The organism is Brachybacterium fresconis (genome assembly GCF_017876515.1).
Classification (GTDB): Bacteria; Actinomycetota; Actinomycetes; order Actinomycetales; family Dermabacteraceae; genus Brachybacterium; species Brachybacterium fresconis.
Genome location: NZ_JAGIOC010000001.1, coordinates 3,716,157 through 3,730,713, shown reverse-complemented (window position 1 = coordinate 3,730,713; position 14,557 = coordinate 3,716,157). Strand labels below are relative to the sequence as shown.

Below are 14,557 nucleotides of genomic sequence, written 5' to 3'. Positions count from 1 at the left end.
CGCCGTCAGCCGAACGGCCACCACCATCGACGACGTCGTGGCTCCTCCTCGGTGGGCTCGGCGCGGACGGGTTCGGCATCGGCCGTCGCCGCGCGCAGCTCCCGCCAGCGCGCCACGGCGGCGTCGGGATCCATCTCGGGGGCCATCATCCGCGACAGCGGGTTCGCACGACGATCCTCGTGGACCCGCTCGGTGAAGTCCGCGGCGTACTCGCGCACCAGATGCTCCTCGGGCAGCTCGACGAGGGTCGCGTCGCGCTGCTCGTACTCGCGGCGCAGCAGCACCACGACGGGCAGCAGAGCATCGTGGTCCACGTCGTCCTCGGCCAGGCGCTGCTTGATCCACCAGTCCGGGTCGTGGGTGGCCGGCAGGTTCAACGGCTTGCCGGCGCCGGGCAGGTCGTCGAAGTCGCCGCGGGCGATCGCATGCTCGATCGCCCCTTCGACCTTCGCGACGTCGCGGTCCATCGGCGGACCCCGGTGGCCGCTTCGGCCCGCGTCGCTCATCGCCCGGCCTCGGCCTCCGCGACGTCCGCGAGCCGGTCGAGGGAGGCGCGCAGGGTGTCGCCGGTGGTGGATCGTGCCCGCTTCAGCCGGGCCTCGGGGCTGTGCAGATCCGTCCAGTCGTAGGTGTGGGTGACGCGGGTCGAGCCCTCTCCCGCAGGCTCCAGCTCCCAGCGCCACAGCTGCCCGAACGTCGACCCGTCCGTCTCGCCCGGCTTCCAGGCGATCCGTCGGCCCTCCTCGAACTCCACGACGTGGTTGGCCCGCTCGGCCCCTTTGGTCAGAGTCATCACGAACACGTCGCCGACGGCCCGGACCCGCTGGCCGGGTGCGGCCTCGGCGAGGTTGTCGTTGCCGTCCCAGCGGGGCTGCTCGGCGGGGTCGGCGACCAGGGCGAAGATCCGCTCGACGGGCGCGGCGATCTCGCGGGAGGCGCTCACCACGCGGACCTCTTCGATGTTCTCGTCCATGCTCACATCATCTCCTCGGCGCGGGTGGTGTCGTCGAAGACGTCGATCGACCCCGCGTAGTTGGCGACCCAGATGCGCCGCTGCGTCGGCTCGTAGGTGATGCCGATCGGGTTCTGCCCGACCTCCAGCACCTGGATCTCCTCCATGGTCCCGGTGTCGAACTTCGAGACCGTGTTGGCGTAGTAGTTCACCACGTACAGCGCGAGGCCGTCGGGCGAGATCGCCATCGTCCTGGGCTCGCGCCCGGTGTCGGTCACGCGCAGCACCTCGGCGGTGTCGGGGTCGAGCTCGACCAGGCGGTCCGAGCCGGACTCGGTGAGGTACATCCGGCTCGCGTCGGGCGCCAGCAGCAGGTGACGGGGCTTGCGGCCGGTCTCCAGCACCATCTCGCTCTCTCCCGTGACCAGGTCGATCCGGAACAGCTCGTCGGCGTACATCGCGGTGACGTACGCGGTGCGGTTGTCGGGCAGGATCACGCTGCCGCGCGGAGCAGAGTCGACGGGGATCTCGCGGATCTCCTCGCCCGCGGCGAGGTCGAGCACCGACACGCTCTCATCGCACCAGTTCGAGACCAGCGCGAGGCTCCCGTCGGGTGAGAGGGAGATGAACTTCGGGACCTTGCCCACCTCGATGACCTGGTCCCACTGGCCGCTGGAGACGTCCAGGCGGAACACGGCGGAGTCGCCGATCGCGTCGCCGTTGCGGCAGTCGTCGGTCGCCGGGGCCCCCGCGCCCGGCCCGTGCAGGGAGTACTGCGAGACGTAGGCGTACTGCCCGTCGGGCGAGAACACCGCCTCCACCGGGGCGCCCTTCGTCTCCCCCGCGCGATCCTCGAATCCGTACTCGGCCAGGTCCACCGAGTCGGCGACGGTCTCGGTCAGCTCGAGCGTCTCCGCGTCGTACAGCGTCGAGGAATGGCTGTACATCATGTTGTTCGCGATCACGGTGCCCGTGGAGCTCGCCACGACGGACTTCGGGGTGATGTCCCCGGTGATCCGCCGACGGTTGTCCATGCGAGTGGTGTTCGAGGGATCGCCCGGAGGGATCGTGCGCTCGTGATCCGACGTGGGCTCGGGCACGGCGGCGCTGGTCAGCAGCCCGCTGAGCATCCCGCCGGACATGATGACCGCCATGATCGCGATGGCGACGGTGAACTGCTCGTGCGGCCGCCTCGGATGCAGCGGCTTCCTGCGATGCCTTGCCTGCACGCCCACACCCCCTCGGCCTCTGGGCACGAACCTAGGCCGAGAGGGCCCTGACCGTGGGGAGGCGTCGGGGTGTGTCGCGCAGGAGGTCAGAGCTGCGGGCGACCCTGGAGCGCGAGCTCGCGGTAGGCGATCTCGTAGCCGAGCTTCTCGTTGATGGCGATCATCCACGGATTCACGTGCGAGTTCCAGGTGGCCAGCACCCGCAGGCCCGGGGCCTCCTCGCGCAGCAGACGGTGCGTGGCGACCTTCAGCGCCAGACCCAGCCGGTGCCCGCGATGCTCGGGCATGACCAGTGTGTTCTCCTGCCAGCCGATCGTCGTGCCCGCCGTGCGCTGGATGTGCATCTCGGAGTTGCCGGCGAGACTGCCGTCGGGCGCGATCGCCACGGCGATGAGCGCCCGAGTGCCGGACGACCGCCGTCGCTGCTCGGCGATCCGCAGCCGTTCGGGCGTGTACTCGGCGGCCTCGTGCTCGACCTCCTCGTCGGGCTCGTCGAGTTCGATCTGACGCATCAGCACCCCGTAGTCGCGAAGGTGCTCCGCGGGGATCTCGTCGTCCCAGAGCTCGATGCGGTAGGCGCCGAGCTTCTCCTCCGCCTCGGCCTGCAGGGCATCCAGCAGCTCCTCGGCCAGCGGAAGCGCCAGGGTGCGGCACACCGCGAGGTTCTTGCGGCTGACGCCCAGGCGTCGGGCCAGGCGGTGCACGGGCTGCTCCGGATCATCGGGATCCCCGTCGGCCGCGATCTCGCCGTAGGTCTCGACGAGGCCGCGTCCGGACTCGCGGATCGCGGGCAGCAGCGCGTCCTGGACCAGCGCCGTTCCGATGCCCCGGCCCCGGTGGGCGGGATGCACCGAAGCACCGACGGAGACCGTCTCGAGGTTCTCCTGCAGCGGCAGGAACACCGCTGCCCGGCCGACGATCATCTCGCCGCCCTCCATCGGCTCGGCGACCGCCACCCAGCGCTGGACGCGCCAGTACGGGCTGTCCGCGAGGGAGGCGCGGTACTGCTCGAGGGCGGTGGTCTCGCTGCCTCCGTGGGCGGCCTCGTCCAGCGCCGCGTCGAGCGCGATCGACTGGGCGATGTCGAGGTCGGAGCTGATGTCCAGCGGACGGATCGAGAAGTGCATGATCGCAGTGGACCACATCGGTTTCCTGCTGGTCGACGGATTTTCCGGGGGCTCGTCGGGGCTCTTGTCGGGGGCGCTCGTCGGGGGCGCTCGTCGGAGGCGCTTGACCTTTCCCCGGGGACAATGCGGAGCGTGGGCGATGCCGGGACGGACCCGGTGCCCGGGAGCCCGGGCGAGGAGTGACGGAGGACCGCATGGCGCAGGGACGCCGGGACGAGACGCTGCTGAGCATCGGCGAGCTGGCTGCCGCGAGCGGGCTGAGCCCGAAGGCGCTGCGGATGTACGCCGACTCGGAGCTGCTCCCGCCGCGGCGGGTCGATCCCTTCACCGGCTACCGCTCCTACGGGACCGACCAGGTCGAGCGAGCACGGCTGATCGCCGCGCTGCGCGGACTCGGGATGGGGCTCGCCCGCATCCGGGTCGTCTGCGACCTGGACGCCGCGGCAGCGGTCTCCGAGCTGCGGTCCTGGTGGCGGCAGGAGGAGGCCGACATCCTCTCTCGCGGCGCCGCCGTCTACTCCCTCGCCCGCGACCTCGGGGAACTTCCCACGGAGGACACGACCATGACCACATCGACCATCCCGTCCGCCGGACCCGCACAGGTCGCCACGGCCGTCCATCGCGGCCTCGTCCGCGCTGCCCAGCAGGACGCGACGCTGCACCGCGAGCTCCCCGGCGGTGCGATCCTGATCGCCGTGGCCGACGGCTTCGGCACCGACGACGAGCTGTCCGCCCGGATCCTTTCGGCATTCGCCGCAGCGCTCGAGCGCGACCTCGAGGCCGACCCGTCGGCCGACCCGCTCCGGGCGCTGGAGACCGCGTGGCCCGCCGCGGAGGCGCTGGTCCCTCAGGAGGGGCCCGACGGCTCCACCCTCACGGCGGCGCTGCTGGCCGGGGGCCGTCTGCACATCGCGCACCTCGGCGACACCCGGGTCGTGCTCGTCCACGGTGACCGGATCGACCCGGTCACCCAGGACCACACCCGACTGCGCTCCCTCGTCGCGGCGGGCCGTCTCTCCCCCGAGGAGGTCGCCGCGCATCCGGACCGTGCGGTGCTGAACCGTGCGCTGGCGGCCGAGGCCCCGACGACCCCGGACCTGCTGGTGCGACGGATCGAGGCGGGCGACCTGGTGCTCATCGCCTCCGACGGACTGCATGCCGTGGTGGAGCCGTCGGCCCTCGCCGAGGCGCTGACCCGCCCGGCGACCGACGCCGCAGCCCTGGCCGAGCACCTGGTGACGATGGCCCTCGAGGCCGGTGCGCCGGACAACATCGCGCTGGTGCTGGCGCAGGTCTGAAGGTCACGACCGGGCGGGGCGTGGGGCGGAGGGTCGTCGGCCGCGCTCTACCGCCCCGCCCGCACCAGGCGGATGATGCCGATGACCACGGATCCCAAGAGCACCGCCATGCCGATCCAGGTCAGGACGCCGCTGCCCGGACCGTCGAGGATCGACAGGGCGATGCCCAGGTAGATCAGCTGCACCCCGGCCAGGACCGCGACCATCATCCGCTCCCCCTCGCGGTAGACGGACTGAGCGGTGCGCGCCGTGACCTCCAGCGGATAGTTGAAGACCCGCGGGTGGGCGGACAGCGCGACGAGGCCCAGCGAGAGCAGCAGCATCACCGCGGCGAGCACGAGCACGGACCACGTCGGGCCCCAGTCGTCGGCCTGCCCGCGCACATCGAAGTGGGTCGGGACGGTCGGCGGGAGCGAGGTGTAGCGCACGAGGATCCACGCCGTGATCGCCAGCGCCGCGAGCAGGGAGAGCAGTCGCAGCCCCCGCGTGGCCGGCCCGGTGGCATAGGAGCGGGCGGGACGGGGAGAATCGGTGACGCTCGTGGTCATGACGCGATCCACCATAGCGGTGTCGGTGCAGGAGCCTCTCCCATCATGGTCGAGTGCTGCGGCGCGCACGGTGCGAGCGCTGGACGCCCCGGTCGGGCTCGACGTCGGCCCCCACCCCGGCGCGGTCCTCGTGCCGCAGCGCCTCGGCGAGATACGGCAGGGAGAACTCGACGAAGCCGCGCCCGGCGGGACGGATCAGCTCCTCCTCGATGAGGCGCTCGCGGTAGGTGGACTGGTTGCGCGGGTCGATGTTCATCCGCTCCGCGATGTCGCCGACGCTCGAAGGTCCCTCGTCGAGGAGCATCGCGTGGAGGTACTCGCGCTTGCGGGCGCTGAGCCCGCGCAGGGCCGGACGGTGCACGTTCTTGATCATCGCCGCCACCACGGCTTCGCGGCCGCCGTGCACGTCCTCGATCTCGATCGTGTCCGCGTCACCGCAGCTCTGCCAGGACTTGGAGCCGATCAGCTGGATCAGGTACGGGTAGCCCTGCGAGATCTCGCCCGCCAGCACAGCAGCCTCCGGGGTGATCGACTTCCGGGTATCGGCGATCGTCATGCGGATCGCCTCGGCCGCGGTGCCGACGTCGACGCTGCCCACCTCGATGCGATGCGCGCGACGCAGGAAGGTGGTGCGCTCGTGGTCCAGCAGTGCGTCGACCCCGGGGCGGACCCCGGCGGCGATGAAGGCCACGGCATGTCCCGAGCCGATGAGGTCCTGGACATGCTGGGTGAGGGCATGCAGCTGGTCGCGGTCGACCGACTGCAGCTCGTCGAGCGTGATCAGCAGCCCGCCGCCATCCTGATCGGTGAGCGCCGCGAGCCGATCCAGCACCGTGGTCAGCGGCTCCTGCTCCCCCTCGTAGCGCTGGCGAACCTCGCGGGAGGCCCCCGTCCCCGAGACCCGCGCCGAGGTGAGGCGGGAGGACTCGGCGTCCGGATCCTGCTCGCGCAGCTGCGCGATCGCCGTGCCCCGCAGCTCGTCGACCAGCGAGGACGAGGACGTATGCACCCGCAGATCGGTCCAGCCGGCCTCGAGCGCGAGCTCCTTGAACTCCGTCAGCAGCACCGTCTTGCCCGAGCCGCGGGCGCCGGAGATGAGGATGGCACGGGCTTCGGGCACGTTGCCCTTCAGGGCCGCGGTGAAATCCTCGATCGCTCCGGCGCGGCCGGCGAGGATGATCGGGGTCAGTCCGAATCCGGGGGTGAAAGGGTTGGTGCTGCGCTGGTCACGCTGGTCACGCTGGTCACGCTGGTCCATGCGGTTCTCCCATGCGGTGGGTCGGCGTGGTGATCGTCGTGGTGCGGCCCGTGCCGACGATCGTGCTGCGGGGTGTGGTTCTCACGGCGACCAGCTTGCCTTGTATGTGTCTGTGTGTAAATACACCCGATACGCGCCGGAGCGTGAAAGAGCCCGACATCGAGTGCGGCGCGGGGAACGACATGGGCACCGGAAAGCATTCTCGAAGTCAAACTCATTCGCCCGTCGACAGCACGATCACACAATCGCACGTGATCAGTCTATGGCGATCACGATGCGCGTCCTTCCTCCACACTGGGCAGTTTTCCACAAAGCGCTGATCACGACACGCGTCGCGATCGGTCGTCGCACGTGACCGCATCTCGGTGAGCCTCGGCCAGCAGTGACGTGGCCTCAGGACGCCTCGTGCACGCCACATCCCTGACCGCCCTTCCTCCACAGGAGGTGGTTATCCACATTATGTTCTGGTTCGCGGTCGTGGGTTTCGATTGTCGGGGGTGGATCGTAGTGTGGGAACACGTCGACATCGAGGCCGACGGGATCGCTCGCAGTGACGCGGGTGATGATTTTTCGGGAGGGGAGGTGATGGTCGTGGGTGAGGAGTTCGATTCCGGGCACGGGCCCGGCGACGGTCCCCAAGAGCCGCCCCGCCCGGTGTCCGGCGATCCCCCGGCCTCCGATACCCCGCCCGGCGCGGAACCCGGTGCTGCCGCTGCCCCTGACGCCTCTGCGGCCGTGGGTGACGTGGATGCTGTGCTTCCGGTGCGGGCGTGGGCGGTGGACGCGCTGGTCCCGCTGACCAGCGAGCGGATGGTGAAACTCGCGGGCGTCGAGCCCGCCAGTGATCAGGCCTACCGGATCCTGGAACTGCATGCCGCGATCCGTGAACGCACCATCCTCTACGCCCGCCAACAAGAACTGCTGGTGGACTTCTTCACCGAGGACCCCGACACCGACGGGCTGATCGACGAAGCCGACATCTCCGCAATGAAGATCGCCACCGGCATGCGTATCACCACCCGCCAGGCCGAACGCCTCATCCGCGACGCCCACCGCAGCGTCGACCTCCTCCCCGCCACGTTCGCCCACCTCGCCGCGGGGGACATGCCCGAAGGATTCCACCAATACCTGCTGCGCCACGTCCGCTCCCTGACCGACGAGCACGTGGCGATGGTTGATGAGCATGTCGCGGCCTGGGACCTGGCCAACGTCTCCCGACATAAGTTCGAGACCAACGTCAAAACCCTGATCGTCCGCGTCACCGCCGGCACCCTCCCCGTGCCGCCACAGACCCAGCGGCGCGTGGATCTCGAGGTCACCGACCCCAAGTGCGGGCTCGCCACCCTGGCGGTGACGGGGCCGATCCCGGAGATCAAAGACCTCGCCCACCGCCTGGACGTGACCGCGCTCGCGGTCCAGAAGGCCCAGCGCGCCGCTCTCCACGACACCGACACCGGCGAGATCCCCTTCGATATCGATGAGACCCTCCGCGACCACGGCAGGCCCCTGTCCCTGGCGGCACTGCGCTACGCGATCCTGACCCACTCCCTGCTCGATACCGACCCGGTGCCCGAACCCGCCAGCGCCTACAAACTCCTGGTGACCGTCCCGGCCATGACCCTGCTCGGTGTCGAAGACGCGCCCGGGATGATCGAGGGACTGACCCCGATCCCTCCCGAGCAGGCCCGGGCCCTGGCCGCGGGGATGAACACCTGGCAACGGATCCTGACCGATCCCACCACCGGTGCCTACCTCCCCACCACCGCCGACACCTACACCCCCACCGCGGCGATGCGCCTCCAACTCCGGCTGCGCCACCCCGTCTGCGCCGCCCCCGGCTGCACCCGCCCCACCGCCCTCGCGGCCGAGGACGACCACATCGAGGAGTTCGACCACCGTGACCCCGCGGCGGGTGGGGCGACGGACCTCGCGAACCTCCACCGTCTGTGCTGGCTGCACCACAAGATCAAAACCGCCGGCCACATCGACCCCCACCGCGTCGGAGCCGACCCCGGCCCCGGTGTCGAGCAGGAGGCGGACAGTCCCCCGGGCACGGCCGGCCCACCGGGCACGGACGGTCCCCCACCCCCGCCGCCGGAACCGCTCGATCTTCCGCCCGGGTCCCTGCACCTGGATCCCCTGCCCGGCCCCACGACCCCGCGCCGCCACGGCCGTGCGGTGGTGGAGGCGACCGTGACCTGGTGGGACATCGACGACACCGTCCACACCACCACCCGCGACGACGTCGACCTCCTCACCCCCACCCTCGCCCGAGCCCTCGAGACCGGCTGGGCCACGCACCACCGCGCCCACGACGACGCCCTCCGACACCGCGAGATCGAAGCGAACCGTCCCCACCGCGACCGCGTCCTCGAACAACGCGCCCACGAACACCAACGCTTCGAACAACGCCGCCACGGCACCAACCGCCCCGACACACGGCCCGACGACCACCACGACGATCCCCCGCCGTTCTGACGAACGATGCCGGATCACCGTGCCCACCCCCGGTGGCCAGCGGACCCTGGCCGTCAACCGTCCACGACGCTCACTCCGCCCGCGACAAGCTCTCGCTCGAGCTGGCCGACCCCGTCCGGATGCACCGCAGCGGTCAGCGGACGCAGCACGCGGACCTGCGTATCGGTGCTGGCATCGGATGCATCGAGCGCCGTGGCCCGAACGCAGAAGTCGTAGGCCAGCCCGACCACGTCGATCCGTTCCCATTCGCCGCCCGCGATCAGGTCCTGGACGCTCTCGCCGGTTGCGACGACGATCCCCTCCAGCGCGCTGTATCCGGGATTCCCGTGCCCCTTGTGCACCACCTCCAGCCGCTCCCCCAGCTCGGCCGCGAGGGCCTCCATCTCCGGATGGAACGCCGCACCAGGAGTATCGGCCACGCAGTGGACCGGCCAGGTCACGGCGAAGTCCGGTTCCGTCGGCGGCATCGCGAAGTGCCCGCCGTTGCCGGTATCGCCGCGATGCCAATCGCCGCTGGCGAGGATCCGGTCGTACTGGTCACCGGCGCGACGCACGTGCTCGGCGATCCGTGCGGAGACCTCTGCGCCGCCCTCGACGCCGAGCGCACCGCCCTCGCAGAAGTCGTTCTGGACGTCGACGATGATGAGCATCCGCGCGGACATGGGTCCTCCTCGGGTCGGTGGCACGATCACGGGCCAGCCTACGGACCGCGCCCTGTCACCCCGGATCGCGCCCCCTGGCACAATCGGCTCATGCCCACGTCGCTTCCCCATCCGTCCGGTCCCCGCTCGTACCCGACGCTGCTCTCACCCCTGGACCTGGGGCGCTTCGAGGTGCGCAACCGCATCGTCATGGGCTCCATGCACGTCGGCCTCGAGGACCGCCCCGCCGACGCGAAGAAGCTTGCGGCCTACCTCGGCGAGCGCGCTCGCGGCGGCGCGGGGCTGATCGTCACCGGTGGATTCTCCCCCGACCGCAGCGGCCGACTCACCCCGGGTGGAGCCCAGGCGAGCGAGCGCGCCCTGCGCGGCCACCAGCTGATCACCCGCGAGGTCCATGAGGCCGACGGGCGCATCCTCCTCCAGCTCCTGCACGCCGGGCGGTACGCCTTCCAGCCGCTCGCTGCCTCGGCCGGTCGCGGCCACTCCCGCCTGTCCCCGTTCCGGGCCCGCCGCCTGACCCGCCGGGGCGTCGGCCGCACCATCGACCACTTCGCCGAGGCGTCCCGTCGGGCGATCGACGCCGGATACGACGGGGTCGAGATCATGGGCTCCGAGGGATACCTGCTCAACCAGTTCCTCGCCCCCGCGACGAACCGCCGCCGGGACCGCTGGGGCCGCGGCTCCGGGGGCCGCCGCACGATGCCGCTGGCCATCGCCCGCGCCGTGCGCGAGGCGATCGGCGAGGACGCCCTGCTCAGCTACCGCATCTCCCTGCTGGACCTGGTCCCTGGCGGGCAGACCTGGGCCGAGACGGCAGCGTTGGCCCGCGACCTCACCGAGCGGGGCGTGGACGTGCTCTCGACCGGTATCGGCTGGCACGAGGCACGGGTGCCCACCATCGTCACCTCCGTCCCCCGCGCCGCCTTCGTCGAGCAGACCGCGGCGCTGCGCGAGCTGGTGGACGTCCCCGTCGTCGCCTCCAATCGGATCCACGACCCCACCGTCGCCGAGCAGGTCCTCGCCGACGGCCAGGCGGACCTGATCTCCATGGCCCGACCGCTGCTGGCCGACCCGCACCTTCCCGCGAAGCTGGCCGACGGCCGCGCCTCGCAGGTGGTCGCCTGCATCTCCTGCAACCAGGCCTGCCTGGACAAGGTGTTCGACGGCAAGCGGGCCAGCTGCCTGGTCAACCCGCGCGCCGGCCACGAGACGGAGCTGGTCCTGAAACCGGTCGCCGAGCGCCGGGCCCGCAAGGTCGCCGTCGTCGGCGCCGGCCCGGCCGGGCTCGAGGCCGCGCTCGCGGCCGCCGAGCGCGGGCACGTGGTCACCCTGTTCGAGGCCGGCGAGGAGATCGGTGGGCAGCTGCGCCTGGCCGCCCGCATCCCCGGCAAGGAGGACTACGCCCAGGCGCTGCAGTCCTGGCGGATGCGGCTCGCCGCGGCCGGCGTCGGGATCCGCCTGGGGATGCGTCCCGCGGCGGAGGACCTGCTCGGCTTCCACGACGTCATCGTCGCCACCGGCGTCGTCCCTCGCGTGATCGATCTGCCCGGCAGCTCGTCGGAGCACAGCGAGGGGCCCCGGGTGATCAGCTACGCGGACCTGCTCGAAGGCCGCGCCGAGGCGGGCGAGCGGGTCGCGATCATCGGTGCCGGCGGCATCGGGGTGGACGTCGCCGAGTACCTCAGCGCGCCGCGCCCCTCCCCCGCGCTGGATACGTCGAGCTGGCGGGAGCACTGGGGCGTGGTCGACGCCGACGAGCACCGCGGCGGCGTCATGACCCGCCCGCCCGCCACCGCCGAGGACGGGAGCGTGGCCCGCGAGGTGCACCTGCTCCAGCGCAAGGAGACCCGCATCGGTGCCGGCCTCGGTCGCACGACGGGCTGGGTGCACCGGGCCGAGCTGCGCCATGCCGGCGTCGTCCAGCACCGCGGCGTCACCTATCAGCACGTCGACGACGAGGGCCTGCACCTGATCGAGGACGGCGCCGAGCGTGTGCTCGCCGTGGACACCGTGGTGGTCTGCGCCGGGCAGGTCAGCGAGAACTCCCTGGCCGACGACGTCCGCGCCGCGCGGCGGGGCCGCGCTCCCCGGGTGCACGTCATCGGTGGGGCCGACGTCGCCGCCGAGCTCGATGCCGAACGGGCGATCCGCCAGGCCGTCGAGGTCGCCGCCGGGCTCTGACAGAATCGGGCGTCATGAGCACTCCTGCCGAGTCCGATCTGCTCGCCCGCGCCGTCGACCTCGCCACCGCCAACGTCGCCGAGGACGGCGGTCCCTTCGGCGCTGTCCTGGCCACGGCCGACGGGCAGCTGTTCGACGGCGTCAATCGGGTCACCTCGGCCCATGATCCGACCGCGCACGCCGAGGTGCAGGCGCTCCGGGCGGCCTGCGCGCAGCTGCAGACCCACGAGCTGCCGGGCGCCGTCCTCTACGCCAGCTGCGAGCCGTGCCCCATGTGCCTGGCCTCGGCGCTGTGGGCCCGGGTGGGCCGAGTGGTGTTCGCCGCCGGCCGGGACGATGCCGCCCGGGCCGGCTTCGACGACGCGGCGTTCTACGAGTACTTCGAGACTCCCGGCCACCGGGCGCTGCTGCCCACCGTCCAGTCCCGGAGCGCGCAGGCCGCAGCGCCGTTCGACGCCTGGCGGCTCCACGAGGGGCGCACCGACTACTGATCCGGCCGCCCCGCGGAATCACCCGCCGTGGGCGCCCTCGAGCACCTCGCGGGCGATCGGCCCGGCGGTCGTCGAGCCGTAGCTGCCGTCCTCGACGAAGGCGACCACGACCAGGTCCCCCTGGGCGACCATCACCCAGGAGTGCAGCTTCAGCTCGCCGTTCTCATCGGTCCACTCGGCGGTGCCGGTCTTGCCGATCACCGGCTCGCCCGGCATGTCGGCGAAGTCGTCGAGGCTGCCCCGGGTGACGACGCCGCGCAGCAGGCCCTGCAGCTGGGTGGTCTCCTCCTCGGTCAGCGGCTGATCCACCTCGACCGGACCGGACTCGTCGTCGGCGAGGATCCGGGGGTGGACGGTGTGGCCCTGCTGGATGCTCGCGAGCACGACGGCCATGGACAGCGGTGAGGCCTGCACGCGGCCCTGCCCCATCAGCGCCGCGGCGTGCTGGGCGCCCTCGTCCTCTGGGGGCACCGAGCCCATGAACGCGTCCAGCCCCTCCGGAGCCTCCTGGCCGCTGCCCAAGGTGGTCGCGGCCTCGGCGAGCGCAGGCTGGGAGACGACATCATGCTGGAGCAGCATCGCGGTGTTGCAGGAATGCGCGATCGCGTCGCGCAGCGGCATCGGCCCGAACAGGCTCGGATCCAGCGAGTCGGCGTTCTTGAAGGTGACTCCCTCGACGGTCGCCGTCTCGGGGCACTGCACGGTGGTGTCCGGGGTGAGGCCCTCGCGCAGCAGGGCCAGGGAGGTCACAGCCTTGAAGGTCGAGCCGGGGGCGTACCGGCCGACGAGCCCGACCGGGTAGGACTGCCCCGTCGGTCCGAGGCCTGCGGCGAGCACGTCCCCCGTGGAGGGCTGCAGGGCGATCACCGCGCTCGGGGAGTCCTGGTCGGCGACCGCCTCGGTGGCCAGGCGCTGCATCTGGCGGTCGAGGGTGATCTGCACGTCGCTGCCGTCGGTCGCCTCCACCCGGTGCAGCTCGCGCCGGGTCCCTTCCTCGTCGTCGACCGCCCGGACGACCACGCCCTTCTGGCCGACCAGCGCGTCCCGCCGCGCGGCGACGACGCCGCCGGTGGCGACCAGGTCCCCGGCCGCGATCTCGCCGTCGGATCCCTCGATATCCTCCTGCGAGGCCTCGCGCAGGGACCCGAGCACCCCGGGGGCGTAGCCGCGTTCGACAGCGAGAGGCTGCGTCTGCTCCATCGCGCGGTAGCCGGTGATGTCCCCGGCCTGCTCGAGCGGGTAGTCCCCGAGGTCGTCCTCGCGGACTGTCAGCGCCGGGACGAAGGCTTCGGGGCCGTAGCCGGCGACGGTCTGCACGTAGCGGTCCGCGTCGATGCCGAGGAGCCCGGCGAGCTCGCGGGCCGCGTCCTCCTGGCTGTCCTCCTCGAGCTGGGTCTTGTCGAGGCCGAGCACGCGCACGGCGTGCGGGCCGTACAGCGCCGTGCCGTCACGGCCGACGACGCTGCCCAGCTGCGGCTGGACCGCCTCAACCTCCATGTGCTCGCCGGCGGCGAGATCGGGGCCGAGCACGGCGGGGTCGAGCTGCGCCGCCCACCCCTCCTCGGTGCGCTGCAGCGTCGCCTGCGTGGTGTAGCTCCAGGTCCCTGCCTCGTGCGGGAGGGTCCAGGTCCATTCCAGGGTGGCGGTGCGCACCCCGTCCTCGACGCCGCCGGCATCGGCCAGCTCCACCTGCGGCGGCTCCCCCGTCGCCTCGAGCATCTGCCCCAGCACCCGCTCGCGCTCCGTCGCCGCCTCCTCGGCGGAGCGGTCCACCAGCGGCACCTCGGCGAAGTCCCCGGTGGCCACCGCCTCGGCGAGCGCCTCGGCCTCCTCCGCTCCGTCGCCGAAGCGGTCCCGCCACATCAGGACGCCGACCACGAGTGCCGCGATCGCGACGAGGGCGACGATGACGATGACGGGGCCTCGGCGGGACCGGGCGCGCACTGAACTCATAGGAGCATCGTCGGGGTCGGAGGGCCCTGAAGTCCACTCCCGACGCCCCCGCTCACGGGTGCAGCGGATTGACCCAGCGGATCTCGGGGAAGCGGGCGAAATCCGAGTCGACAGAGGCGACGGCGACGCCCAGCTCGATCGCCTGAGCTGCGATCTGCGCATCCGGGACCAGGTTCCCGGTGATATCGACCCGATGCGGACGGGGCTGCGTCATCCCCCGCCGGGCGAGGAGATCGAGCGCCTCGCTGGGGCGCAGGTCCTCGTCCCGCCGGAGCCGTTCCATCTCCGCGTGCACGTCGTCCCCCAGCGTGACCGTCGTTCGAATACTCATTCCTCGTGGTAGGTGCATCATGATGCACCGGTCAATGCATCATGATGCT

The 14,557-nt window shown here is 71.7% G+C and carries 13 protein-coding genes; 4 read left to right on the top strand and 9 right to left on the bottom strand.

Going from position 1 to position 14,557, the window contains the following annotated elements; genetic code table 11:
• Positions 1-5: 5 nt before the first annotated feature.
• The 4 genes from JOF44_RS16525 to JOF44_RS16510 form a co-directional block, all read right to left on the bottom strand.
• The gene (locus JOF44_RS16525) at positions 6-467 is read right to left on the bottom strand and encodes a DnaJ family domain-containing protein (RefSeq protein WP_209893949.1); all 462 of its coding nucleotides are present in this window, start codon (positions 465-467) and stop codon (positions 6-8) included.
• A 35-nt stretch (positions 468-502) separates the two neighbouring features.
• Complete coding sequence (locus tag JOF44_RS16520; protein ID WP_209893947.1) at positions 503-973, bottom strand: SRPBCC family protein; 471 nt, start codon at positions 971-973, stop codon at positions 503-505.
• Between the two features lie 2 nt (positions 974-975).
• The gene (locus JOF44_RS16515; protein ID WP_342591817.1) at positions 976-2,181 is read right to left on the bottom strand and encodes a YncE family protein; all 1,206 of its coding nucleotides are present in this window, start codon (positions 2,179-2,181) and stop codon (positions 976-978) included.
• Between the two features lie 86 nt (positions 2,182-2,267).
• The gene (locus tag JOF44_RS16510; RefSeq protein WP_209893943.1) at positions 2,268-3,308 is read right to left on the bottom strand and encodes a GNAT family N-acetyltransferase; all 1,041 of its coding nucleotides are present in this window, start codon (positions 3,306-3,308) and stop codon (positions 2,268-2,270) included.
• Between the two features lie 194 nt (positions 3,309-3,502).
• Here JOF44_RS16510 and JOF44_RS16505 point away from each other — a divergent pair, with 194 nt between their 5' ends.
• Complete coding sequence (locus JOF44_RS16505) at positions 3,503-4,606, top strand: MerR family transcriptional regulator (RefSeq protein WP_209893941.1); 1,104 nt, start codon at positions 3,503-3,505, stop codon at positions 4,604-4,606.
• Positions 4,607-4,653: 47 nt separating this feature from the next.
• On the opposite strand, the gene JOF44_RS16500 is transcribed toward JOF44_RS16505, so the two are convergent.
• On the bottom strand, positions 4,654-5,154 hold the full coding sequence (locus JOF44_RS16500) for a DUF1648 domain-containing protein (RefSeq protein ID WP_209893939.1): 501 nt from the start codon (positions 5,152-5,154) through the stop codon (positions 4,654-4,656).
• A gap of 43 nt (positions 5,155-5,197) precedes the next feature.
• The gene (locus JOF44_RS16495) at positions 5,198-6,412 is read right to left on the bottom strand and encodes an ATP-binding protein (RefSeq protein ID WP_209893937.1); all 1,215 of its coding nucleotides are present in this window, start codon (positions 6,410-6,412) and stop codon (positions 5,198-5,200) included.
• A gap of 591 nt (positions 6,413-7,003) precedes the next feature.
• Between JOF44_RS16495 and JOF44_RS16490 the strand changes: the two genes are divergently transcribed.
• Positions 7,004-8,890, top strand: coding sequence for an HNH endonuclease signature motif containing protein (locus JOF44_RS16490; RefSeq protein WP_209893934.1), 1,887 nt, complete (start codon positions 7,004-7,006; stop codon positions 8,888-8,890).
• 53 nt (positions 8,891-8,943) lie between these two features.
• On the opposite strand, the gene JOF44_RS16485 is transcribed toward JOF44_RS16490, so the two are convergent.
• Positions 8,944-9,552 carry an isochorismatase family protein gene (locus JOF44_RS16485; protein ID WP_209893931.1) on the bottom strand — a complete coding sequence of 203 codons (609 nt, stop codon included), beginning with the start codon at positions 9,550-9,552 and terminating at the stop codon, positions 8,944-8,946.
• 90 nt (positions 9,553-9,642) lie between these two features.
• On the opposite strand from JOF44_RS16485, the gene JOF44_RS16480 reads away from it, so the two are divergent.
• Both JOF44_RS16480 and JOF44_RS16475 read left to right on the top strand, forming a co-directional pair.
• Positions 9,643-11,733: an NADPH-dependent 2,4-dienoyl-CoA reductase gene (locus JOF44_RS16480; RefSeq protein WP_209893928.1), complete on the top strand. Its 2,091-nt coding sequence runs from the start codon at positions 9,643-9,645 to the stop codon at positions 11,731-11,733.
• A gap of 14 nt (positions 11,734-11,747) precedes the next feature.
• Positions 11,748-12,224, top strand: coding sequence for a nucleoside deaminase (locus JOF44_RS16475; RefSeq protein ID WP_209893925.1), 477 nt, complete (start codon positions 11,748-11,750; stop codon positions 12,222-12,224).
• Positions 12,225-12,242: 18 nt separating this feature from the next.
• Here the strand turns inward: JOF44_RS16475 and JOF44_RS16470 are convergent, their stop codons facing one another.
• Both JOF44_RS16470 and JOF44_RS16465 read right to left on the bottom strand, forming a co-directional pair.
• Positions 12,243-14,177: a penicillin-binding transpeptidase domain-containing protein gene (locus JOF44_RS16470; protein WP_209893923.1), complete on the bottom strand. Its 1,935-nt coding sequence runs from the start codon at positions 14,175-14,177 to the stop codon at positions 12,243-12,245.
• A gap of 52 nt (positions 14,178-14,229) precedes the next feature.
• Positions 14,230-14,508: a PIN domain-containing protein gene (locus JOF44_RS16465; protein WP_209893920.1), complete on the bottom strand. Its 279-nt coding sequence runs from the start codon at positions 14,506-14,508 to the stop codon at positions 14,230-14,232.
• Between the last annotated feature and the right edge of the window lie 49 nt (positions 14,509-14,557).

Bases quoted from the DNA above. Each gene is read 5' to 3' on its own strand.
- JOF44_RS16475 (WP_209893925.1), top strand. From the start codon at position 11,748: ATGAGCACTCCTGCCGAGTCCGATCTGCTCGCCCGCGCCGTCGACCTC.
- JOF44_RS16480 (WP_209893928.1), top strand. From the start codon at position 9,643: ATGCCCACGTCGCTTCCCCATCCGTCCGGTCCCCGCTCGTACCCGACG.
- JOF44_RS16500 (WP_209893939.1), bottom strand. From the start codon at position 5,154: ATGACCACGAGCGTCACCGATTCTCCCCGTCCCGCCCGCTCCTATGCC.
- JOF44_RS16495 (WP_209893937.1), bottom strand. From the start codon at position 6,412: ATGGACCAGCGTGACCAGCGTGACCAGCGTGACCAGCGCAGCACCAAC.
- JOF44_RS16465 (WP_209893920.1), bottom strand. From the start codon at position 14,508: ATGAGTATTCGAACGACGGTCACGCTGGGGGACGACGTGCACGCGGAG.
- JOF44_RS16505 (WP_209893941.1), top strand. From the start codon at position 3,503: ATGGCGCAGGGACGCCGGGACGAGACGCTGCTGAGCATCGGCGAGCTG.
- JOF44_RS16485 (WP_209893931.1), bottom strand. From the start codon at position 9,552: ATGTCCGCGCGGATGCTCATCATCGTCGACGTCCAGAACGACTTCTGC.
- JOF44_RS16525 (WP_209893949.1), bottom strand. From the start codon at position 467: ATGGACCGCGACGTCGCGAAGGTCGAAGGGGCGATCGAGCATGCGATC.
- JOF44_RS16470 (WP_209893923.1), bottom strand. From the start codon at position 14,177: ATGAGTTCAGTGCGCGCCCGGTCCCGCCGAGGCCCCGTCATCGTCATC.
- JOF44_RS16510 (WP_209893943.1), bottom strand. From the start codon at position 3,308: ATGCACTTCTCGATCCGTCCGCTGGACATCAGCTCCGACCTCGACATC.
- JOF44_RS16520 (WP_209893947.1), bottom strand. From the start codon at position 973: ATGGACGAGAACATCGAAGAGGTCCGCGTGGTGAGCGCCTCCCGCGAG.